This window comes from Verrucosispora sp. WMMD573 (assembly GCF_027497175.1).
In the GTDB taxonomy this organism is placed as follows: domain Bacteria; phylum Actinomycetota; class Actinomycetes; order Mycobacteriales; family Micromonosporaceae; genus Micromonospora.
In genome coordinates this window covers 4,500,395-4,519,886 of sequence record NZ_CP114901.1, presented here as the reverse complement: position 1 = coordinate 4,519,886, position 19,492 = coordinate 4,500,395, and the positions used below count along the sequence as shown (strand labels likewise).

General features: G+C 71.7%; 21 protein-coding genes. 9 read left to right on the top strand and 12 right to left on the bottom strand.

Features of this window, described 5'->3' with window-relative positions:
• Nucleotides 1-75: 75 nt before the first annotated feature.
• Nucleotides 76-1,362 carry an MFS transporter gene (locus O7601_RS20540; protein ID WP_281562718.1) on the bottom strand — a complete coding sequence of 429 codons (1,287 nt, stop codon included), beginning with the start codon at nucleotides 1,360-1,362 and terminating at the stop codon, nucleotides 76-78.
• Nucleotides 1,363-1,506: 144 nt separating this feature from the next.
• Between O7601_RS20540 and O7601_RS20535 the strand changes: the two genes are divergently transcribed.
• From O7601_RS20535 to O7601_RS20515, 5 genes are read left to right on the top strand one after another with little or no spacing between them, the layout of a single operon-like run.
• Complete coding sequence (locus O7601_RS20535) at nucleotides 1,507-1,875, top strand: Rieske 2Fe-2S domain-containing protein (RefSeq protein ID WP_281562717.1); 369 nt, start codon at nucleotides 1,507-1,509, stop codon at nucleotides 1,873-1,875.
• Complete coding sequence (locus tag O7601_RS20530) at nucleotides 1,788-2,069, top strand: hypothetical protein (protein ID WP_281562716.1); 282 nt, start codon at nucleotides 1,788-1,790, stop codon at nucleotides 2,067-2,069. The genes O7601_RS20535 and O7601_RS20530 overlap by 88 nt, the downstream gene beginning before the upstream one ends.
• A complete protein-coding gene (locus O7601_RS20525) occupies nucleotides 2,066-2,293 on the top strand; it encodes a hypothetical protein (protein WP_281562715.1) in 228 nt (75 codons plus the stop codon). The genes O7601_RS20530 and O7601_RS20525 overlap by 4 nt, the downstream gene beginning before the upstream one ends.
• On the top strand, nucleotides 2,290-3,048 hold the full coding sequence (locus O7601_RS20520) for a ferredoxin reductase (RefSeq protein WP_281562714.1): 759 nt from the start codon (nucleotides 2,290-2,292) through the stop codon (nucleotides 3,046-3,048). The genes O7601_RS20525 and O7601_RS20520 overlap by 4 nt, the downstream gene beginning before the upstream one ends.
• Complete coding sequence (locus O7601_RS20515; protein ID WP_281562713.1) at nucleotides 2,973-3,317, top strand: IclR family transcriptional regulator C-terminal domain-containing protein; 345 nt, start codon at nucleotides 2,973-2,975, stop codon at nucleotides 3,315-3,317. The genes O7601_RS20520 and O7601_RS20515 overlap by 76 nt, the downstream gene beginning before the upstream one ends.
• Before the next feature lie 21 nt (nucleotides 3,318-3,338).
• On the opposite strand, the gene O7601_RS20510 is transcribed toward O7601_RS20515, so the two are convergent.
• Entirely contained in the window at nucleotides 3,339-3,806 is a 468-nt protein-coding gene (locus O7601_RS20510; RefSeq protein WP_281562712.1) for a MarR family transcriptional regulator, read from the bottom strand.
• 83 nt (nucleotides 3,807-3,889) lie between these two features.
• Here O7601_RS20510 and O7601_RS20505 point away from each other — a divergent pair, with 83 nt between their 5' ends.
• The 4 genes from O7601_RS20505 to O7601_RS20490 all read left to right on the top strand — a co-directional run bounded on the left by O7601_RS20505 (nucleotide 3,890) and on the right by O7601_RS20490 (nucleotide 7,828).
• Entirely contained in the window at nucleotides 3,890-4,816 is a 927-nt protein-coding gene (locus tag O7601_RS20505; RefSeq protein WP_281562711.1) for an SDR family NAD(P)-dependent oxidoreductase, read from the top strand.
• Nucleotides 4,817-4,840: 24 nt separating this feature from the next.
• The gene (locus tag O7601_RS20500) at nucleotides 4,841-5,722 is read left to right on the top strand and encodes an amidohydrolase family protein (RefSeq protein ID WP_281562710.1); all 882 of its coding nucleotides are present in this window, start codon (nucleotides 4,841-4,843) and stop codon (nucleotides 5,720-5,722) included.
• 16 nt (nucleotides 5,723-5,738) lie between these two features.
• The gene (locus O7601_RS20495; protein WP_281562709.1) at nucleotides 5,739-6,191 is read left to right on the top strand and encodes a MaoC family dehydratase; all 453 of its coding nucleotides are present in this window, start codon (nucleotides 5,739-5,741) and stop codon (nucleotides 6,189-6,191) included.
• Nucleotides 6,192-6,301: 110 nt separating this feature from the next.
• On the top strand, nucleotides 6,302-7,828 hold the full coding sequence (locus tag O7601_RS20490) for a long-chain fatty acid--CoA ligase (RefSeq protein WP_281562708.1): 1,527 nt from the start codon (nucleotides 6,302-6,304) through the stop codon (nucleotides 7,826-7,828).
• Here O7601_RS20490 and O7601_RS20485 read toward each other — a convergent pair.
• The 10 genes from O7601_RS20485 to O7601_RS20440 all read right to left on the bottom strand — a co-directional run bounded on the left by O7601_RS20485 (nucleotide 7,825) and on the right by O7601_RS20440 (nucleotide 19,488).
• Entirely contained in the window at nucleotides 7,825-8,706 is an 882-nt protein-coding gene (locus O7601_RS20485; protein ID WP_281562707.1) for a PaaX family transcriptional regulator C-terminal domain-containing protein, read from the bottom strand. The genes O7601_RS20490 and O7601_RS20485 overlap by 4 nt on opposite strands.
• A gap of 37 nt (nucleotides 8,707-8,743) precedes the next feature.
• Nucleotides 8,744-9,544: an ABC transporter ATP-binding protein gene (locus O7601_RS20480; RefSeq protein ID WP_281562706.1), complete on the bottom strand. Its 801-nt coding sequence runs from the start codon at nucleotides 9,542-9,544 to the stop codon at nucleotides 8,744-8,746.
• Nucleotides 9,537-10,361: an ABC transporter permease gene (locus tag O7601_RS20475; protein WP_281562705.1), complete on the bottom strand. Its 825-nt coding sequence runs from the start codon at nucleotides 10,359-10,361 to the stop codon at nucleotides 9,537-9,539. Before O7601_RS20475 ends, O7601_RS20480 begins: the two co-directional genes overlap by 8 nt.
• Complete coding sequence (locus O7601_RS20470; protein WP_281562704.1) at nucleotides 10,358-11,158, bottom strand: ABC transporter permease; 801 nt, start codon at nucleotides 11,156-11,158, stop codon at nucleotides 10,358-10,360. The genes O7601_RS20475 and O7601_RS20470 overlap by 4 nt, the downstream gene beginning before the upstream one ends.
• A gap of 66 nt (nucleotides 11,159-11,224) precedes the next feature.
• Nucleotides 11,225-12,196 carry an ABC transporter substrate-binding protein gene (locus O7601_RS20465; protein WP_281562703.1) on the bottom strand — a complete coding sequence of 324 codons (972 nt, stop codon included), beginning with the start codon at nucleotides 12,194-12,196 and terminating at the stop codon, nucleotides 11,225-11,227.
• 184 nt (nucleotides 12,197-12,380) lie between these two features.
• Complete coding sequence (locus tag O7601_RS20460) at nucleotides 12,381-15,299, bottom strand: LuxR family transcriptional regulator (protein ID WP_281562702.1); 2,919 nt, start codon at nucleotides 15,297-15,299, stop codon at nucleotides 12,381-12,383.
• 65 nt (nucleotides 15,300-15,364) lie between these two features.
• Complete coding sequence (locus O7601_RS20455) at nucleotides 15,365-15,976, bottom strand: TetR/AcrR family transcriptional regulator (protein WP_281562701.1); 612 nt, start codon at nucleotides 15,974-15,976, stop codon at nucleotides 15,365-15,367.
• 185 nt (nucleotides 15,977-16,161) lie between these two features.
• On the bottom strand, nucleotides 16,162-17,442 hold the full coding sequence (locus O7601_RS20450; protein WP_281562700.1) for an ABC transporter substrate-binding protein: 1,281 nt from the start codon (nucleotides 17,440-17,442) through the stop codon (nucleotides 16,162-16,164).
• A gap of 64 nt (nucleotides 17,443-17,506) precedes the next feature.
• Nucleotides 17,507-18,613, bottom strand: a complete 1,107-nt coding sequence (locus tag O7601_RS20445) for a branched-chain amino acid ABC transporter permease (protein WP_281562699.1) — start codon at nucleotides 18,611-18,613, stop codon at nucleotides 17,507-17,509.
• Nucleotides 18,610-19,488 (bottom strand): branched-chain amino acid ABC transporter permease, encoded by an 879-nt coding sequence (locus tag O7601_RS20440; RefSeq protein ID WP_281562698.1) that lies wholly within the window; start codon nucleotides 19,486-19,488, stop codon nucleotides 18,610-18,612. Before O7601_RS20440 ends, O7601_RS20445 begins: the two co-directional genes overlap by 4 nt.
• Between the last annotated feature and the right edge of the window lie 4 nt (nucleotides 19,489-19,492).

The following is a 19,492-nucleotide window of genomic DNA, read 5'->3' as shown; positions in this document are numbered from 1 at the left end:
ACTGTACCGATCGTGCATGGATCTCGATCCGAGTCTCGCTTACCGCCGGCTCCAGCGCCCCATCGGACCGCAGGATCAGCGCGCCTCGTCGCGTTCGGCGGCGTCTCTCTCGGCGGCGTCGATGTTGGCGTCGGTGACGACGAACATGCCGAGCAGCAGGGTCAACGTCAGCGACCCCAGGATGGCGAAGACCGCGCGGAGGCCGAACGCCTCGGCCAGCAGACCCCCGACCAGCGCGCCGGCCGGCATGCTTCCCCAGGCCAGCATGCGGTAGCCGCTGTTGACCCGGCCGAGCAGCCGGTCCGGGGTGATGCGTTGGCGTAGCGAGATGGTGATGACGTTCCAGGTGGCGAGCAGGATCCCGCCCACGAAGAAGACCGTGCCGATCACGAAGGGGTTGGTGCTCAGCGCCGGTACGCCGACGACGGCGGCCATCGCCAGCACGGAGAGCGCCAGGGTGCGGGACCGCCCGAGCCGTTGTTCGATCTTGGCGGTGGCGACCGAGCCGAGCACGATGCCGGCGGCGATGGTGGTGAGCAGGACCCCGTACCCGGGTTCGGTGAGGCCGATGGCCGAGTCCGGGCCGACCGCGTAGAGCACCAGCACGGCGAAGATGCCGCTGGTGATGAAGTTGCTGGTCCCGACCATCGTGGCCAGGGTGCGCAGCAGCCGGTGCCGCCAGAGGAAACGCAGCCCCTCGGCGATGTCGGCCCGCATCGTGGTCGGGGCGTCGCGTTCGATCCGGAACCGGCCGGCGACCAGGAGCAGCGCGGCGACGGCAAGCGCCCACAGCACCGCCGGCCCGGCGAGCGCCAGGGCCACTCCGGCGGCGATCAGGAAACCGGCGAGTGGCGGGCCGATGAACTGGTTGGCGGCGAGTTCCACGGCGGCCAGTCGGCCGTTGGCCCGGGGTAGCTGGTCGCGGGTGACCACCTGGGGCAGGATCGACTGGGCGGAGGTGTCGTAGAGGGTCTCGGCGACGCCGAGGCCGAGTGCCACCAGGTAGATCAGCCAGATCGACCCGGCGTCGAAGGCCGCCGCCAGCGCCAGTGCGCCGATGAGTGCCGCGCGCAGGGTGTTGGCGGCGAGCATCACCCGCCGCCGGTCGAGCCGGTCGGCGAGGGCGCCGGCCGGCAGCGCGAACAGCAGCCAGGGCAGGCTGTACGCGGTGGCGACCCCGGCCACCAGCAGCGGTGAGCGGGTGTAGCCGACGGCGACCAACGGCAGCGCGATCTTGACGATCCCGTCGGCCAGGTTGGACACCGCCGACGCCGACCAGAGCCGCCAGAACCGAGCCCCCAGGCCGCCCTCGTCCGGGCGGGGAGCTGCATCCGTACGCACTGGTTCCTCGACCCCCGTCACGCCGACGATCATCGCAGCGTCGCGGCGACCGGCGAAAGGCCGCATGGCCTTTCACTGAGTGAAATAGGCGCTGCCGGTCACCGGTCGGGTCACGGGATCATCCGACCGCGCCCCCGGTCCGTCGGCGAGAGAGGTGGGGTCACCATGGCGTTCGCCCGCAACCAGTGGTACGTGACGGCCTACCGCAACGAGGTCGGGCGGGACCTGCTCGCCCGCACCGTGCTGGGTGAGCCGCTGGTTCTCTACCGCACCGAGTCCGGGGAGGCCGTGGCGCTCGCCGACAGGTGCGTGCACCGTCGCTACCCGCTGTCGGAGAGCCGCCTCGACGGCGACACCATCGTCTGCGGCTATCACGGTTTCACCTACGACCAGGCCTCTACCCGCCCGCCGAGGGCGAGGACAGCGACGCCTTCCACGCCGAGATCGTGTACGCCATCACGCCGTCGACGGAGCACACCACCTACGACTTCTGGGCGGTCGCCCGCGACTTCGCCATCGACGACGAGTCGGTGAGCGAGTACCTGCACCAGAGCAACCGCACGGTGGTCATGCAGGACGTGACGGCGCTGAACATCCTGGAGCAGGTGATCGCGTCCGAGCCGGACAAGTACCAGGAACTCAGCATCAACATCGACACCGGCGGGCTCGCCGCCCGACGGCTTATCGCCCGGATGGTCGATGCGGGGACGGTGGGGGCGCCCCGATGACCGAGCCGGCCAGCATGCTCACCGGCGACCGGATCTACCGGATCCACTGGATGCCGGGCACCGACACGCTGCGCGGAATCTGCCACTGCGGTGCCGAGCGCGTCGCCGAGGAACCTGTCGAGCTGTGGGAGTGGCTGCTCGCCCACCCGTACGGTCATCAGCCGCCGGAGGCGGTCGCACCGACCCCGCACGCCGCACCGACCCGGTCGGTGGTGCCGGCATGACCGCCGACGAGTTGGACGGCGCGGAGCTGGTGGTGGCCGAGCGGGACCGGCCGGCGGAGGGTGTCGCCGTGCTGGGCCTGTGCCGCCCCGGCGGCGGTGACCTGCCCGCCTGGTCGCCGGGTGCCCACCTCGACCTGGAACTCGGGCCAGGGCTGGTGCGCCAGTACTCGCTCTGCGGCGACCCGGCCGACCGGGCCACCCTGCGGGTCGCGGTCCAGTTGGAGCCGCAGGGGCGCGGTGGCTCACGGCACGTGCACGAGCGGCTCACCCCGGGCGCGACGGTCCGGGTGCGCGGGCCACGGAACAACTTCCCGCTGGTGGCGGCGGCGCGCTACCTGTTCGTCGCCGGTGGCATCGGCATCACCCCGATCAGGCCGATGGTCGCCGACGCCGACGCCGCAGGAGCCGACTGGCGACTGGTGTACGGCGGACGCAGCCGCGCCACGATGGCGTTCGCCGACGCGCTGCGGGAGAAGTACGGCGACCGGGTGCGCCTGTTTCCCCAGGACGAGACCGGCCTGCTCGACCTGGACGAGCTGCTGGGACAGCCGGTCGACGGGCTTGTCTACTGCTGTGGGCCGAACTCGTCTTCATCGAACGGATCGCCGGGCGGCACGCGGTGCCGGTGCTCACCCGGGTCGGGGGCCGCTTCGCGTTGCACGCCACCGGCGTCGGGCTGGTGCTGCTCGCGTACGCGCCGGCCGAGGTGCAGGAAAAGGTGCTGGCGACGCCGTTGGAGCGGTACACCCCGCTGACCGTCACCGATCCCGGGCGACTGCGACGCGGGCTGGCCGAGGTGCGCCGCACCGGGTACGCGGTCAGCGACCGGCAGGTCACCATGGACGCCCTCTCGGTCGCGGCGCCGATCTGCGGACCGGAAGGCTCGGTGGTCGCCGCGATCTCACTCGTGGTCGCCCAGCACCGGGCGGACCCGGTGGCGCTGGCGCCGCTGGTCCAGGCGGCCGGCCGGACCATATCCCGATCCTTCGGCACCTCGTACGGTTCGCGGCGGTCTGCCGGGTAGGTCGGTACGCCCCGACGGCGCTCAGTCGGGAAACGCGAGCAGGCGCAGCAGACCGGCCAGCCGCTCGTGCTCCTCGGGGGTCACCGTGGCCAGCAGCCCCAACTCGACGGCACGGGCGGCCTGCTGGGCACGGGAGAACAGATCCCGGCCGGCGTCGGTCGCGACGACGACGTTGGCCCGCCGGTCGGCGGGATCGGTGCGGCGCTCCACCAACTGACGCTTTTCGAGCCCGTCGACAAGCGCGACGACCTGACTCGGGTCGAGGCGGAGGAACTCGGCCAGCTCCCGCTGGGTGGGCCGAACCCCGTCCGCGGCCAGCGCGAGCACGGAGTAGGACCGCGCCTTGAGCCCGTGCTCGGCGAGCGCGGCGTTGGCCGCCGCGAGCGTGAGCGCGTTGGCGCGGGCCAGCAGAAAGACCAGGTCACCGCCGAGCACGCTGTCCCGCAGGGCGTCCCGCCCCGGCGTCCGGGTCTTCCCGCTAGCGCACATGGCGACGATGGTAGCGCGTTTCACCAATGATTGACATTTTCAACGGTCCGTGCTCAGATCGGGTGAACACGAAGGAGTTCCCCATGTCCCTGGACGGCAAGGTCGCCATCGTCACCGGATCCGGCCGCGGTCTCGGCCTCGCGTACGCGCAGGAGCTCGCCCGACAGGGCGCCGCAGTGGTGGTGAACGATGTAGACGCGCAGGCCACTGCCGACGCCGTCGCGTCGATCGAGGCGCTCGGTGGCCGGGCCGCCGCGGTGGTCGCTCCGGTCGGCCCGACCGAGACCGCCGAACGGTTGGTCGCTGCCGCCGTCGAGACCTTCGGTCGACTCGACATCCTGGTCACCAACGCCGGGGTGCTGCGCGACACCGTGCTGTGGAAGATGACCGACGAGGACTTCGACACCGTCATCAACGTGCACCTGCGCGGCACCTTCACCACGGTGCGCGCGGCGGTGCGACACATGCGGACGGCCGGCGAGGGTGGCCGCATCATCTGCATCGGCTCCCCCACCGGCCAGCGGGGCAACTTCGGCCAGACCAACTACGCCGCCGCCAAGGCGGGCATCGTCGGCATGACGCGCACCTGGGCACTGGAGCTCAAGCGGGCCGGCATCACCGCCAACACCGTGGTTCCGGTGGCCGCGACCGCCATGACCGCAACGGTTCCCTATTTCGCCGCCGCCGTGCAGGCGGCCGAGCAGGGCGAGCCGATGCCGGCGTTCTTCCGGCACGATCTCGGCTTCGGCACGGCGGACGACGTCGCCGGGCTCGTCGCGTTCCTCGGCTCCGACGCGGCCGGCGGGGTCACCGGGCAGGTGATCGGGGTGGGCGGCGACCGGCTCCAGGTCTGGACCCACCCGGAGGCGGCGCTTACCGCTCACCGCGAGGGCGGCTGGACGTACGTTGCTCTGCTCGAAGCCTGGCCGGTGACGTTCGCCGGGGCGCTGCAGAGCGTCGGCGAGCGGTTCCCGGAGCTCCCAGAGGAGTTCAAGACCGCAGGCTCCTGACCCGCCGGACGAAAGTTCCCCATCATGTACCAACCCGCCATCGACCTCGACGCCATCAGCGCGATCGACATGCACGTGCACATCGAGGTCGACGAGCACGGCCACAATTCGCTGCCCGACGACCTGGTGGCGGCGGTGTCGAAGTACTTCAAGGCCGACGGGCCGCGCCCGGCGATCGAGGCGGTGGCGCAGTACTACCGGGAACGCCAGATGGCGGCAGTGGTGTTCACCGTGGACGCCCGCACCCAGTTGGCGCACCAACCGCTGTCGAGCGTGGAGATCGCCCGCGCCGCGACGGAGCACGCCGACGTCCTGATCCCGTTCGGGTCGGTCGACCCGCGCACCGGGACGGCGGCGCTCGACCTCGCCAGTCGGCTGATCGAGGACGAGGGCGTACGCGGCTTCAAGTTCCACCCCACCGTGCAGGGCTTCGATCCGAGCGACGAGCAGTACGCCCCGTTGTGGGGTCTGCTCGAAAGGGCCGGCGTGCCGGCGCTGTTCCACACCGGGCAGACCGGCATCGGCGCCGGGATGCCGGGCGGCTACGGCTTCCGGCTCGGCCTGTCGAACCCGATGCTGCTCGACCCCGTCGCGGCCGAGTTCCCGGACCTTCAGATCATCATGGCCCACCCATCGGTGCCCTGGCAGGACGAGGCGCTGTCGGTGGCCACCCACAAGCCGAACACCTGGATCGACCTGTCCGGCTGGAGCCCGAAGTACTTCCCGGCCGAGCTGGTGCGGTACGCCAACTCGCTGCTCAAGCGCCGGGTGCTGTTCGGCACCGACTACCCGCTGCTCACCCCGGACCGCTGGCTACGGGATGTGCGCGCCACCGACCTCAAGCCCGAGGTGCTCCCCGGCATCCTGAAGGGCAACGCCGTCCGGCTGTTGCGCCTGTCCAGCTGACGACGAGAGGACTTTCATGACGACGACGATCACCTACGAGCAACTCGCCGACCTTGCCGGTACCGACCTCGGTTACACCGACTACCGGACGGTCACCCAGGATCAGGTGAACCTCTTCGCCGACGCCACCGACGACCACCAGTGGATCCACGTCGACCCGGAGCGGGCGAAGAACGGCCCCTTCGGCGCGCCGATCGCCCACGGCTTCCTCACGCTCTCGCTGGCGGTGCCCTTCTGGACCGAACTGCTCGACGTGAAGGGGGTCACTACGAAGGTCAACTACGGCCTGGACAAGGTGCGTTTCCCGGCCCCGGTCACGGTCGGCTCGCGGGTCCGCATGACCGCGACGGTCGCCGAGGTCGTCGAGGTGTCCGGCGGCTACCAGATCGCCGTCGACCAGACGATCGAGGTCGACGGCGGCACCACGCCGGCAGTGGTGGCGCGCGGCCTGTACCGCTTCTACGCCTGACCGCCAGCGGCACGCCGGCAAGGCCAACCGCCACCGGCACGCCGGCCGACCAGCGGTAGGCCGACCGGCCACGCATCGACGCACCATCCGCCACCATCGGGAGACCGCTGATGCACGAACAAGGGATCGGTGCCTGGCTGGCCAAGCGCCGGCTCAAGTCCCCCGACAAGCTCGCCCTCGTCCACTGCGAGGGCTTCACCGTGACGTACCGCCAGTTCGCCGACGGCACCGACCGGGTCGCCGCGCTGCTGCGGCGGCTCGGCGTCGGCAGGGGCGACGCGGTGGCCTACCTGGGCGAGAACAGCCCGGATTTTCTCCAGGTGATGTTCGGCGCGGCGCGGCTGGGTGCCGTCTTCGTGCCGGTCAACACCCGGCTGGCACCGCCCGAGGTCGCCCACGTGCTGACCGACTGCGGCGCGCGGGTGCTGATCCACGATCCCGAGTTCGCCGAGCGGGTGGCCGCCGCCATCGGCACCGGGCCGTCCCCGCGCGTCGTCGTCACCGGCGAGGGTACGGCCGACCGACCGGGACTGACCCGGCTGCTCGCCACGAACACCGCGGACGCCAGCGCCGCCGTGGCGGTGAGCCTGGACGACCCGGCCGCGATCATCTACACCTCGGGCACCACCGGGCGGGCGAAGGGTGCCGTGCTGACCCACGGCAACCTCACCTGGGTCGCGCTCAACTGCGTGGTCGACTACGACGTCGTGTCGACCGACGTCGCGCTGATGATCTCGCCGTTGTTCCACGTCGCTTCCCTCGGCATGGGGGCGCTGCCGGTCATCCTCAAGGGCGCCACACTCGTGCTGGAGAAGGGCTTCGAGCCGGGACGCGCGCTCGCCCAGATCGAGCGGCACGGCGTCACCATGCTCAGCGGTGTGCCGACCACCTACCAGCTGATGGCCGACCACCCGACCTGGGCCACCACCGACCTGTCGACGCTGCGCAAGCTGACCTGCGGCGGCTCGGCCGTGCCCACCCGAATTCTCAACGCCTACGAGGAGCGCGGTCTGTCGTTCTCGCAGGGCTACGGCATGACCGAGGCGTCGCCGGGCGCGACGTCGCTGCCCCCGGCGATGACCCGCGCCAAGCAGGGCAGCGTGGGCCTGCCGCACTTCTTCACAAGCGTGCGGATCGCCGACGAGTACGGCGCACCGATCACCGGCGACGGCATCGGTGAGATCCAGGTCTGCGGCCCTAACGTCTTCCCCGGCTATCACCTGCTGCCGGCGGCGACGGCCGAGGCGTTCACCCCGGACGGTTGGTTCCGCTCCGGCGACCTCGGTTACCTCGACGCCGACGGCTACCTCTACATCTCGGGCCGACTCAAGGACATGATCATCTCCGGGGGCGAGAACATCTACCCGGCCGAGATCGAGGTCCTGCTCGGCGAGATCGACGGGGTGACCGGGGTCGCGGTCATCGGCGTACCGGACGCGCGATGGGGCGAGGTGCCGTGGGCGATCATGACGGTGCGCGAGGACGCCACCGTCGACGTGGCCACGGTCCAGCAGTTCCTCGACGGCCGGGTCGCCCGCTACAAGGTGCCCAAGAACGTGGTCATCGTCGACGAACTTCCCCGGACCGCGTCTGGGAAGGTGCGCAAGGGCGACCTGCGGCGCCGGTTCGCGCGTTAGGCCCGGCTGCGCCGTGCCGGATCGCCACCCGCCCTCGCCGCGACACCCCCGACGTTCCTGGCCACCGCACCGGTGCCACCGGCGACGAGGGCGGCGAACTCCTCGGCGGAGGCCGCGGCCAACCGCTGGTGCATCCGCCGGTAGACCTGCGTCGACCGCCCGGCCGGCCACTGCTCGTCCATGAACTCGCGGGGCAGCCTCGGGTCCGCGCGCAGCAGCGCGAGCCAATCGGCCACCAGCATGGTGCGGGTGGTCAGCGCGCTCGCCGCCTGGGTCGCGGCGCCTGGGTCGCCCCACACCTCGATGAACGCCAGATGTTCCCGCCGGATCGCCTCGATGTCCCAGGCCGCGCGGACACTGTCGGCGATCGGAAACCCGGCGAGTTCCCGGGCGTGGAAGGCGATTACCGTCTTGGGGGGAAGGTCCTGGCACAGCGGCTCCAGCGACCCGGCGAGGTCGACCTCACCGGGTGCCAGCCAGAGCCCGTCGCGCAGCGGCGCGAACCCTTCCCAGGTGAGGGTGGAACGCAACCGGTGGCGCAGGGTCCGCTGCCCCTCGGGAATCGTGAACGTGACGAGGGTCCAGCCGGTGCCCTGCGGATCGAACGGGCGCGGGCCACGGACGCGGGCGGTGGCCTCCCGCAACACCGCCACCCCGTGCTCGGTGAGCGAGAACAGGATCTCCCGGCCGCTCTTGCTGCGGTCCAGCATGCCGGTCTGCACCAGCCGGTCGAGGGTCGCCCGCGTCGCCGGCGCGGCGACGCCGGCTCCTTCGAGCACCCCGATCAGGACGCTGGCGCGAATCGGGCCGACCGCGTCGTCGACGACGTGCTCGCCGAAGAACGCGAGCAGCAGCTGCTTCGGCTGACGACTGCGCACAGCTTTCCCTCTCGAGCGAATCCACCCCTCGGCACGGTCACGGGGCGACGGTCTGCCCGCGCTTCGCACGCTGGATCTGGTCGTAGACATGCGTACGCAGCTCCGTGAAGCGCGGTAGCGCCCGAGTGCTGATCTGGTCGCGCTCCGGCGGGAGGTCGACCGTCAGATCCTCCTGTACCCAGGTCGGCGACGCGGACAACACCAGCACCCGTTCTCCCAGGTAAACCGACTCGTCGATGTCATGGGTAACGAAGAGAACCGAAATCTTACGGCTCGCGTGCAGCTCGCGGACGAGGTCCTCCAGGTCCGCGCGGGTCTGCGCGTCGACCGCGGCGAACGGCTCGTCCATGATCAGCACCTCGGGCTGGTACGCGATGGCCCGCGCGATCGCCACCCGTTGCTGCATGCCACCGGAGAGCTGCCACGGGTGGCTGCGGGCCGCGTGCGCCAGCCCGACCGCCTCGATGGCGTCGGTGACGAGCTTGTCGCGGGCCTGGCGCGACAGCCGCTTGTGGCGTAGCGGCAGCTCGACGTTGCCCCGGACGGTCAACCACGGATAGAGGCTGCGACCGTACTCCTGGAAGACGACGGCCATCGCCGGGCTCGGGCCGGTCACCGGCGCCCCGTCCATCTCGACCAGGCCGCTGGTGGGCCGCAGCAGGCCGGCGAGACATTTCAACAGGGTCGTCTTGCCGCAGCCCGACGGCCCGACGATGCAGACCAGCTCACCGGAGCGCATGGTGAAGCTGATGTCCCCGATCGCCTCGACCTCGCCGTTCGCGGACTCGTAGACCTTGCGCAGGTGCTCCACCCGCAGCAGGGTGCTCCGGTCAGGCACGGTTGACCTCCCTGATTCCGTGGTACCAGCGCAGCACCCGTCGCTCGACGACACCGAAGGTCGCGGCGAGGAGCACGCCGACGAGGCCGAGCAGGAGAATGCCGCTCCACATCTCGGCGATGAGGTAGTTGCGTTGGAAGTAGGCGATCCGATAACCCAGTCCGGCGGACGAGGCGAACATCTCCGAGATGACCATCAGGATCAGCGCGACCGAGAGCCCCTGCCGGACCCCGGTCATGATCCGCGGGCTGGCGGCCGGGAGCACGAGGAACCGGAGCCGCTCCCACCAGGTGATCTGGAACGAGTCGGCGGTCTCGGACATCACGCTGTCGGTGGCCCGGACACCGTCGATCGTGTTCAGCAGGATCGGCCAGACCGCGCCGGAGACGATCACCACCACCTTCATCGTGTCGGTGATGCCGAGCAGCAGCATCACGACCGGGATCAGCACCGGCGGCGGGATGGCGCGGAAGAACTCCAGCAGCGGTTCGAGCAGTTCCCGTAGCCACTGGAACAGCCCGATGAGCGTGCCGGCGGCGACGCCGATCACGATCGAGGCGGCGATGCCGAGGGCGAGCCGGTAGAGGCTCGGCAGCACGTCGTCGACGAACGCGGGGCCGATCCAGGTCTCCCGGAAGGCTTCGAAGATCGTGAGAGGGCCGGGGAAGAACCTGTTGGTCGACGAGGTCGACGCCAGTCCCCAGATCACCAGCAGCAGGAGAGGCAGTCCGAGTGGGTAGAGGAAACCCGCGGCGACGCGGCGCCCGAGGCCGCGCCCGCGCGAGCGCTGGGCGATCCGGCCGCTGTGCACGGTCACAGGACCTCCTCACCGCGTACGGACTGGTGCCACGACAACGAACGCCGCTCGATGAACCGGAAGACGAGATTCACCACGAGCCCGAGCAGGCCGGTGACCACCACGAAGGCGTACAGGCCGACCGAGTCACCGGCGGACCGGGACAGCTCGATCATCCGCCCCAGACCGGGATTGCCGATCACCATCTCGGCGGTGATGGCCAGGATGAGGGCGACCGCCGCGGCCAGCCTGATGCCCGTCATGAGGTACGGCAGGGCGGTCGGCAGCACCAGGTACGACAACCGCTCGCGGCGGGTGAGTCCGAAGCTGCGGGCGGTGTCCCGGGCGACCGCGTCGACGTCGGCGACGCCGTAGATCACCTGCACGAAGACCTGCCAGAACGACGCGTAGATGATGATGAGCAGGGCCGCCTGCATCTGGATGCCGAACAACAGCACGGCGAGGGGGATGAGCGCCACCGACGGGATGGGCCGCAGGAACTCCACCACCGTGTGGGTGGCGCGGCGCAGGAAGGGCACCAGGCCGACGATCGTGCCGAGGACGACCGCGGCGGCGGTGGCCACGGCCAGCCCGATCGCCCAGGAGGTCATGGTGTACCCGAGCCGACGCCAGAAGGCGAGGTCACGGAACTCCTCGGCGAGCCGGGCGAGCACGTCCGTGACGTACGGCAGGTACTGCGAGTTGATCAGGCCGAGGGTCGGTACCAGCTGCCAGATGACGAGGAACCCGGTCAGCCCGACAACGCCCAGCATCACCTTGCGCAGCGAACGGGTACGCCGCAGGGACAAGACGTGCATGTTGCTCCCGTGGTCGGCGGCGACGCCCTTCCCGGCCGGTCACCGGGAAGGGCGGGACCGCGCCGGCTACTGCTGTTGGATGAGGCGATCGAAGTTGGGCTGCTGGTCGAGCACCTGGTACTTGCCGGCGAGCGTGGCCAGCGACTCCAGGCTCGCCCGGTCCAGCTCCCAGCCGAACTCCGGCAGCTTCACCGAGTCCGCGACCGCCTCCGGAAGCTCCAGGTTGTCCTTGATCGCCTGGCGGACGGCCGCCTCGTTGGCGGAGTCCTGCGCCCACGCGAGGGTCTCCTTCATCGCCGCGGTGAAGTCGGCGACCAGTTCGGCCTCGGAGTCCATCTGCTCCTTCGTCGTGATGGCGGTGAGCGTCGCGAGCCCGGGGACGACCGCCTGGTACGGCGCGACGACGAAGGTGTCGCCACGGTTACGCAGCTGGGTGACGAAGGGCTCCGGCACCCAGGCGGCGTCGATGTTGTCGGCTTCCAGCTGCGCCGGGACGTCGGGGAAGGCGACCTCGACGAACTTGATGGTGGAGGGGTCACCACCGTCCTTCTCCACCGCGGCCATGATCGTCACGTCGCCCGCCGCGCCCAGGCTGTTCACCGCCACTCGCTTGCCGGCCAGCTCCGCCGGCCTGGTGATGCCCGACTTGGCCGAGGCCACCACGGCGTTGATGTCGTCACCCTCGGCGTAGGACGACGCATAGTTGCCGATGATCACGACGCCGAGATCCTGTAGGTCGGCCCGGAACGGGCCGAACGGCTGACCGATGGCGAAGTCGATGTCGCCGTTGATGAGCGCGGGGATGGCCTGTGCGCCGCCCTGCGCGGGCAGCACCTCGACCGACAGCCCGTGCTTTTCGAAGATCCCGGCCTTCATGCCGCCCCACAACGCGGCGGTCTCGGTGATCGGCAGGGCCGCGACACGAATCTGGCGAAGTTCGCCGCTGTTCTCTCCCGAGGGGGTGGCATCCGAGTCCGTACATCCAGCGAGCGCGATCGCGACGCTGGCGATCAGCCCGAGCGTGAACAGCTTCTTCATCGACAAGGCCCTTCCTGGAGCGGGAGTGGTGGGCGCGTCAACACCGACAGGTGCCTTGGGACCTGCGGCGGGCTCGATGTGAGTGAGATCACCCGGCCGTGTTGGCCATCGTGGGTCACCCACCCTTAAATGTCAAGAAACCCTGACGCTCGTCATGGATCAGTTGAATATCGGTTTTGCCACGTCAGCCCAATGCACGGACCAGCTCGGTGCGGGAGCGGATGCCGAGCCGGTGGTAGATGTTGCGCAGGTGATGGTCGACGGTCCGGGTGGACAGGAACATCTGCCTGGCCACCTCCTGGTTGGTGGCACCGGAGGCGACCAGGTGGGCGACGCGCAGCTGCTGACCGGTGAGCAGCCGCACGGCGCACGGGTCCGGCGTGCCGACGGACTCCCCCGCCGCGCGTAGCTCCACGGTGGACTGCCGGGCCCACGCCTGCGCACCGAGCAGAACGAAGGTCTGTCGGGCCCGGTGCAGGTGACCGCGAGCCTCGCGGGGACGGCGGGCGTGGCGCAGTTCCCGGCCGAAGAGCAACTCGGTACGCGCCCGCTCGAAGGTGGCGGCATCGCACGGGTGCAGGGACAGCGCGGCGCGGAAATGCCGCTCGGCCTCGGCGCTACCGCGCGTGGCCAGCAACGCGTGGCAGCGGGCCGACAGTGCCCGGCGCAGCGGGCTGGCGGTGCTGCCGGCCCAGCGGTCGAAGACGGTGAGCGCGGCCCGCGCCCGGGCCTGCCGGCCATCGTGCGCGGCGGCCTCCACCAGGTACGGCGTGGCCATCACCTGGACGAGAACCTGGCCACGCCCGGTACCGGGGCGAGCCAGCGCGGCCAGCCGGTCTGCCGCGTCGGCGTACCTGGCGTCGACCAGGTCCAGCATCGCGAGTGCCCACTCGGCGAGGGCGTGCGGGCGACTGCCCGGCACGGCGACGTCGCCCAGCTCAGCGACGTGGCCGAGACTGGCCTCGTGGTCGGACCGCACGGCCGCGAGCACGGCGAGCAGGCCGAGATGGACACCGGCGCTGGTGTGCTGGCCGGCGGCCCGCGCCACCCGCAGCCCTTCCCGGCAGCTCTGTGTCGCGGCCTCGTGGCGGCCCAGCCAGTACTCGCTCATCGCCCGTAGTTCGAGCGCCCTGGGCAACAGGGACATCTCGCCCCGGTCGGCCGCCAGCTCGACGGCGCGGTCGGCGAGCCGGTACGCCGCGGCGTCCACCGCGACCAGCAGGCCGGCCACGGCCGCGCCGGTCAACGCGGTCGGGGTCACCGCCGCATCTGTCAACCGCCCACCGAGCACCACCGCCCGGCGCAGCAGCGGTCCGGCGTGGGCGTGGTCACCGCGCAGCGTGGCGGCGACCCCGACGACCAGGGTGGTCAGCAGGTCCGCCCACGGTGGATCCCCGTCCCGGCGCAGTGTCGCCATCCGGCGGGCCACCTCGGCGTAGCGGTACTGGTCGCCGCAGAAGCAGACGGCCTCACCGGCGCGGACCAAGGCGACCAACGCCGACTCACGGTCCACCTCGGCCAATGCGCTGGCGGCGGACAGCAGGCTCGGCAGCGCGGCCGGCGCCGACCCGCAACGCAGTCGAATCTCGCCACGCAGCAGTTCGGCGAGTCCCCCGATGGCGGTGGCCAACCCCCGGTCGCACACCGCCGCGCTGCCGGCGACCCGCCCGGCCGGCGCGGGCGGGTCACCGTCCGGCGGCGCACCGGCCACGATGTCGCGCCTGACCGAGGTGGGTGACCCCCCGTCCGGCAGTGCCGCTGTCGGGCCGGGCGCATCAGCGACGCGGTGCAGCAACGCGCGGGCCCGGCCGGGATCGCCCGCCTGCCAGGCGTAGCGGGCGGCGGTGACCTGTCTGCTGGCGGCGAGCACCGGATCGTCGCTGAGGTCGGCAGCCCGGGCCAGCGCCGTCGCCGCGGTGAGAGGGTCCACGCGGTCGTCCACCGCGTCCGCCAGTTCCGTGGCCAGCGCCGGTGCCGGTCCATCGGTCGCCGCCGCCAGGTGCAGGGCCCGCCGCAGTCGGGCCCCGGTGCCGTCGAGCGCGGCGGCGAGCAGCAGATGAGCCTCGCGGCGCGCGGTTACCGAGGCGGTGGCCTCGACCATGGCGCGGGTCAGCGACCGGGGAAATGCGGCGCCACCCGGCGCGGTGAGTCGGATCAGGCCGGCGGCCTCGGCCGGCGCGAGCGCCGCGAGACTGTCGCCGACCGCGCGCAGCGCCCGGCCCAGGGTCACCGGGTCCGCGACGTCGGCCTGCTCGGAAGCGGCGGGAGCGGTCGCGGCGAGCGCGGCCAGCAGCAGCGCGCGCCGCGTGTCGCCGGGCAGGCGGAAGAGCACGCCACGGTAGGCCCGGACCAGGCCGCCGTCGGCCGGCGGGGTGGTGGGCAGCGGTTCCGCACCGTGCCACTGGCCCTGGGTCAGCGAGTCCGCGAGGTCGACCAGGGCCTGCGGGTTGCCAGCGGCGAGGGCGTTCAGTCCGGCCAGCACCGGGCCGGGTGGTGGCGGCCCCGGGCGGCGCGCGGCCAGCAGGGCGTGACTGTCCGGTTCGTCGAGCGGCAGCAGCCGGCGGCCGGGTATCGCGTCCGCCCCGCTGTCGCTGCCGGCGGTGAGCAGCAGGACGACGGGCAGCTGCGGCAGTCGCCGGGCCACCAGGGTCAGCAACCGCGCCGTCGGCGCGTCGCCCACGTCGACGTCGTCCATGGTGCACAGCAGCGGACCATCGTGGGCGGCCTCGGCGAGCAGCCCGAGTACGGCGTGGGAGAGCACCAACTGGTCCTGGTCGCGACAGCCTTCACCGGCCACGGCCCGGCGCAGCACCTGCCGTTGCCGCTCGGGCAGCGCGCCGTCGCCGTCGAGCACCGGATCGAGCAGCCGCTGCAACCCGGCGTAGGGCAGCATCGCCTCGTCGGGCAGGCCGGTGGCGGCGAGCAGCCGGCGGCCCCGGCCGTGCCGGTGGGCGTACGCCAGCAGCGTGCTACGCCCGGAGCCGGGTTCGCCGTGCAGCAGCAGCGCCTTGCCGGCCGGTGCGGCGAGCAGACTCCGGATCTCCCGGCACTCCGCCTGCCGGCCCCGTAGCACAGCTATTTGCACCGTCGATGCATTAATCATGCATCGAGTTTCGCCTATCCGTCGGCGCTTGAGAAGAGGGAATTGTCGGGGTGGTTCCGCCGAGGTCAGCCGTCGGCCGGCTCGGCGAGCAGCGCGCCGACGGTGCGGGCCATCACCGCGCGGGCGGCGTCCACGCCCAGCCCGAGCCCGTCGCGCAGGGTCGACCACGCCGGCCAGGTGCTCGCCGCCACCACGGCGTTGACCACCTGGGTCCGGGCCGACCCGGCGCGGGCCAGTTCGTCGGCGAACAGCTGCTCGACCTCGTCGCGTACCCGGGCGATGTGTTTGAGCCGGTTACGGCGCAACTGGGCGGAGACCGGCTCGCGCATCTGTGCCGCCCGAGCCGACGGCGCGATCAGTTGCAGCAGCTTCGCCCGCTGCCGGCAGAACGCGTCGACCCGCTTGGCCAGCGGCAGCGTGGGCGAGATCGGCCGCCACGCGGCGTCCTGTTGGCGCAGCAGCTCCGCCCCGCTGGCCTCGAACAGGGTCTCCATGTCCTTGAAGTTGGTCCAGAGCGTACGCAGGGAGATGCCGGCCCGCTCGGCGATGCGCTCGCCGGTCGGGCGCAGGTCTCCCTCCGAGATGAGCGCGAGATGCGCCTCGACGATCGCCGCCCGGGTGCGCTCGGCCCGGGCGGTGCGCCCGTCGACCCGGCCGGCCGCCTCGGCACTGACCATCCCCGCCGTCCCCCTCACCCCTGGCGTCGCGTTCGTGCGAGCCGAGTCTAGGCGTTCGCTGAGACCCTGCCCGGACGTGCCTGACCGATCGCGGCGGTGTCGCGGCGGGCCGGCGCGGGCTGGCTCATCTCGCCGGTGTGCGCCGCCCGGAAGCCCGGGGCCCGGGCGGCGCACACGCGAGCGGATCAGGCGGTCGGCACGCCGTTTGCCGGTGGCGGCACCGGCGGCGTGGTGTACTCGTTGACCGGCCCGTCGGACTCGTCGGTCTCGTACGTCGGGCCGAAGTAGCGCTGCTCTCCCCCTTCGACCCGGCTCAGCCGGCCGCCGCCGTAACCGGAGTGGTCGGTGGCGGAGAACCGCAACGGCGCCACGCCGGGCCCCTGGTAGCCGCCCTTGCCGACGGCCTCGACCAACGACTCGCGGGTCAGATCCTTGCCGGCAGCCTGGAGCACCTGCACGAACAGGTAGCCCACCGCCATACCGTAGACCGCGTTGCCGTCGAACTCCGCACCGCCGTTGTGCTCTTGGTTAATCTTGGTGAACAGCTGGATCCACGGATCGTCGCTGTCCCCCTGCATCGGCAGGTAGTTCAGGCCGATCAGGCCCTCCAACAGTCCGGCGGCGTCGCCGAGCTGCCGGGACAGCGTCGGCAGGTCCGCGCCCACGTTCGACACCACCCACTGCGGCCGGAAGTCCAGCCGGGCCGCGGTGCCGACGGACAGGGCGGTGAAGCCGGGCACCGTGGCCAGGATGACCACCTGGCAGCCGGCCGCCTTGAACGCACCGATCTGCGGCGCAACGTTCGTGTTGCTGGTGACGTACGTCTGGCGGGCCGCCACGCCGTCGGCACCGAGCACCTTCTCCACCCCGGCCAACGCGTCGCGGCCGAAGTCGTCGTCCTGCCCGAGGAAGCACACCGTGCGCCCGGGCAGGGCGGTCTTCACGTGATTTGCCAGGATCTTGCCCTCGACCGTGTAGTCGGGGTTGAAGCCGAAGGTGTTCGGGTAGCGGTCGGGCTGGTCCCAGCTGCGGCTGCCGGAGGCGACGAAGAGATCGGGTACCCGGTTGGTGTGCAGGAAGTCCAGCACGCCGGTGTGGGTCGGCGTGCCGAGCCCGTTCAGGATGGCGAAGACCTTGTCCTGGAGAACGAGCTGCCGGACGACCTGCTGGGTCGTCGCGGGGTTGTAGCCGTCGTCCATGATCTTGTAGCTGATCTTGCGGCCGTGCACGCCGCCGTTGGCGTTGACGTAGTCGAAGTACGCCTTCGTCGCCGGGGCGATCTTCGAGTAGCCGGCGGAAGCCGGACCGGTCAGCGGCATGTGGGTGCCGACGACGATCTCCGTATCGGTGACGCCGGGCACCGGCGCGCCCGCACCGGGACCGTCGTCGGAGCCGCAGGCGGCGGAGGTGAGCAGCAGGGTGAGGGTGGTGGCGATCACGAGACCGCGCCGTGCCGTGCTTCGCATGGGACACCGACCTTTCATCGGTCCGGTTGTGCGAAATGGATGGTTGGGTGAGTAGGTGCGACGGTTACGACCGCCCGACCGGCCGTCGGGCGCGCAAGGCCCGGGCCAGCCGGGACAACAACCCCTGTACACCGCCCGGCGCGACGATCATGACCGCGATCAGCGTGCTACCGAAGATCGCCAGCGGCAGATTGCCCTCCAGTCGCTGCGCCGCGGCCGGCGAGAGGGTGAACAGGTTGGTCAGGGAGTGCGTCAGATCGGGCAGGGCGACCAGCAGGAAGGCGCCCCAGGCCGCCCCGGCGATTCGACCGAGACCGCCGATGACCACGGCCATCAGCAGGAACAGCGACAACGTCAGGCCGAACGCGCCGGGTGACACGCTCTGCGCGAGCATCGCCAGCAGGGCGCCGCCGAGGCCGGCGCTGGCCGCGCTGACCACGAACGCGACGACCTGGGTACGCGCCACGTGGATCCCGGCCAGCCGGGCGGCGACCTCGTCGTCGCGTACCGCCCGGAACGAGCGGCCGTAGCGGCTGCGGACCAGGTTCGCCAGCAGCACCAGGCAGACCAGAGCCGCCGCGGCGGCCACCCAGAGCTGCCACCGCTCGTGCGGGAAGTAGCTGCCCAGCGCGGCCGGGGCCGGAGCCACCGGCACCGCCAGGCCCTGCTCGCCGTTGAAGACCCCGTCGAAGGTGACGGTCAACGCCGGCACCACCACCGCCACGGCCAGGGTGAGCCCGGCCAGGTACGGCCCGCGCAGCCGGGCGGCGGCGACCCCGACGACCGCGCCGACGACGAGGGTGGCCAGCACCGCCACCACCAGCGACACGACCAGCCACCCGCCGGCGGTGAGGCCCCGCTCGGCGAAGGCGTTCTGCACCAGGGCGAGGGTGTACGCGCCGGTGGCCATCAGCGCGCCGTGTCCCAGCGAGAGCTGCCCGCAGAGCCCGGTCAGGACGGTCAGCCCGGCCGTGGCGCAGAGGTAGGCCGCCACGGTGGCCAGTTGGAAATTGCGGAACGAGTCGAGCTGGTAGCTGACCATCAGCACCAGCAGGGCGACGCCGGCCGCGACGGCGAGGTGACGGACCAGGGTCGGCAGTGACCGGCCGGGCCGGGCGGCATCGGCGGCGGCGTGCCGGGCGGACGGCGTCGCCGCCCGGGTGGCGCTCACACCCGCCTCGCGGTGACTGCGGCGAACAACCCGCCGGGCCGCAGCAGCAGCACCGTCAGCAGCAGTGCGAGCACCGCGAGCGGGATGAGGTCGCCGCCGGCATACCCGCTGACGTAGGACAGCAGCAGGCCGACGCCGAGACCACCGACGACCGCGCCGGGTGGACTGTCCAGCCCGCCGAGCACCGCGGCGGTGAACGCGGAGACGAAGACCAGGTCCATCGCGTGCGGATGCAGGCCCAGTCCGGTGGGGATGACGAGCATCGCGGCCAGGGCGCCGACACCCGAGGCCAGCGCCCAGCCGAGGGTGAGCATGCCGCCCACGTTCACCCCGAGCAGCCGGGACACCTCGGGTGCGAACGCCGCGGCGCGCATCCGCAGCCCGATCGCCGTCCGGGTGAACACCCAGACCAGGGCCGCGCCGACCACCCCGACGGTGGCGAAGACGAACAGGTCGTACGGGGACAGCACGGCGGTGCCGCCGACCGTCAGCGCGGTCCGGCTGAACGGTGTCCGGGCGGGTAGGTACTCGTTGCCGTACACCATCCCGAGGATCGCCTGGATCAGCAGGACCAGCCCGAGCGCGACGATCACCGGATTGAGCGGTGACCGGTGGTCCACCAGCCGCATCACCGCGACGTCCACGACCGCGCCGAGCAGCAGCCCGGCGAGCAGCGCCGCGCCGAAGCCGAGCCAGTACGAGCCGGTCACGGCGGTGACGCTGTACGCGACGTACGCGGCGGCCACCGCCATCGCGCCCTGGGCGAAGTTGACGATCCGGCCGGCCCGCCAGATGAGCACCAGGGCGAGGGCGAACGCGGCGTAGACCGCGCCCCTCGACAGGCCGTCGAGGGTGAGGAAGAGGAAGCGGTCCACGGTC

Excerpts from the sequence above, each read along its gene's own strand:
- O7601_RS20520 (WP_281562714.1), top strand. The coding sequence starts at position 2,290 with ATGACCGCCGACGAGTTGGACGGCGCGGAGCTGGTGGTGGCCGAGCGG.
- O7601_RS20510 (WP_281562712.1), bottom strand. The coding sequence starts at position 3,806 with ATGTGCGCTAGCGGGAAGACCCGGACGCCGGGGCGGGACGCCCTGCGG.
- O7601_RS20500 (WP_281562710.1), top strand. The coding sequence starts at position 4,841 with ATGTACCAACCCGCCATCGACCTCGACGCCATCAGCGCGATCGACATG.
- O7601_RS20535 (WP_281562717.1), top strand. The coding sequence starts at position 1,507 with ATGGCGTTCGCCCGCAACCAGTGGTACGTGACGGCCTACCGCAACGAG.
- O7601_RS20460 (WP_281562702.1), bottom strand. The coding sequence starts at position 15,299 with ATGATTAATGCATCGACGGTGCAAATAGCTGTGCTACGGGGCCGGCAG.
- O7601_RS20525 (WP_281562715.1), top strand. The coding sequence starts at position 2,066 with ATGACCGAGCCGGCCAGCATGCTCACCGGCGACCGGATCTACCGGATC.
- O7601_RS20495 (WP_281562709.1), top strand. The coding sequence starts at position 5,739 with ATGACGACGACGATCACCTACGAGCAACTCGCCGACCTTGCCGGTACC.
- O7601_RS20450 (WP_281562700.1), bottom strand. The coding sequence starts at position 17,442 with ATGCGAAGCACGGCACGGCGCGGTCTCGTGATCGCCACCACCCTCACC.
- O7601_RS20465 (WP_281562703.1), bottom strand. The coding sequence starts at position 12,196 with ATGAAGAAGCTGTTCACGCTCGGGCTGATCGCCAGCGTCGCGATCGCG.
- O7601_RS20470 (WP_281562704.1), bottom strand. The coding sequence starts at position 11,158 with ATGCACGTCTTGTCCCTGCGGCGTACCCGTTCGCTGCGCAAGGTGATG.
- O7601_RS20490 (WP_281562708.1), top strand. The coding sequence starts at position 6,302 with ATGCACGAACAAGGGATCGGTGCCTGGCTGGCCAAGCGCCGGCTCAAG.
- O7601_RS20455 (WP_281562701.1), bottom strand. The coding sequence starts at position 15,976 with ATGGTCAGTGCCGAGGCGGCCGGCCGGGTCGACGGGCGCACCGCCCGG.
- O7601_RS20505 (WP_281562711.1), top strand. The coding sequence starts at position 3,890 with ATGTCCCTGGACGGCAAGGTCGCCATCGTCACCGGATCCGGCCGCGGT.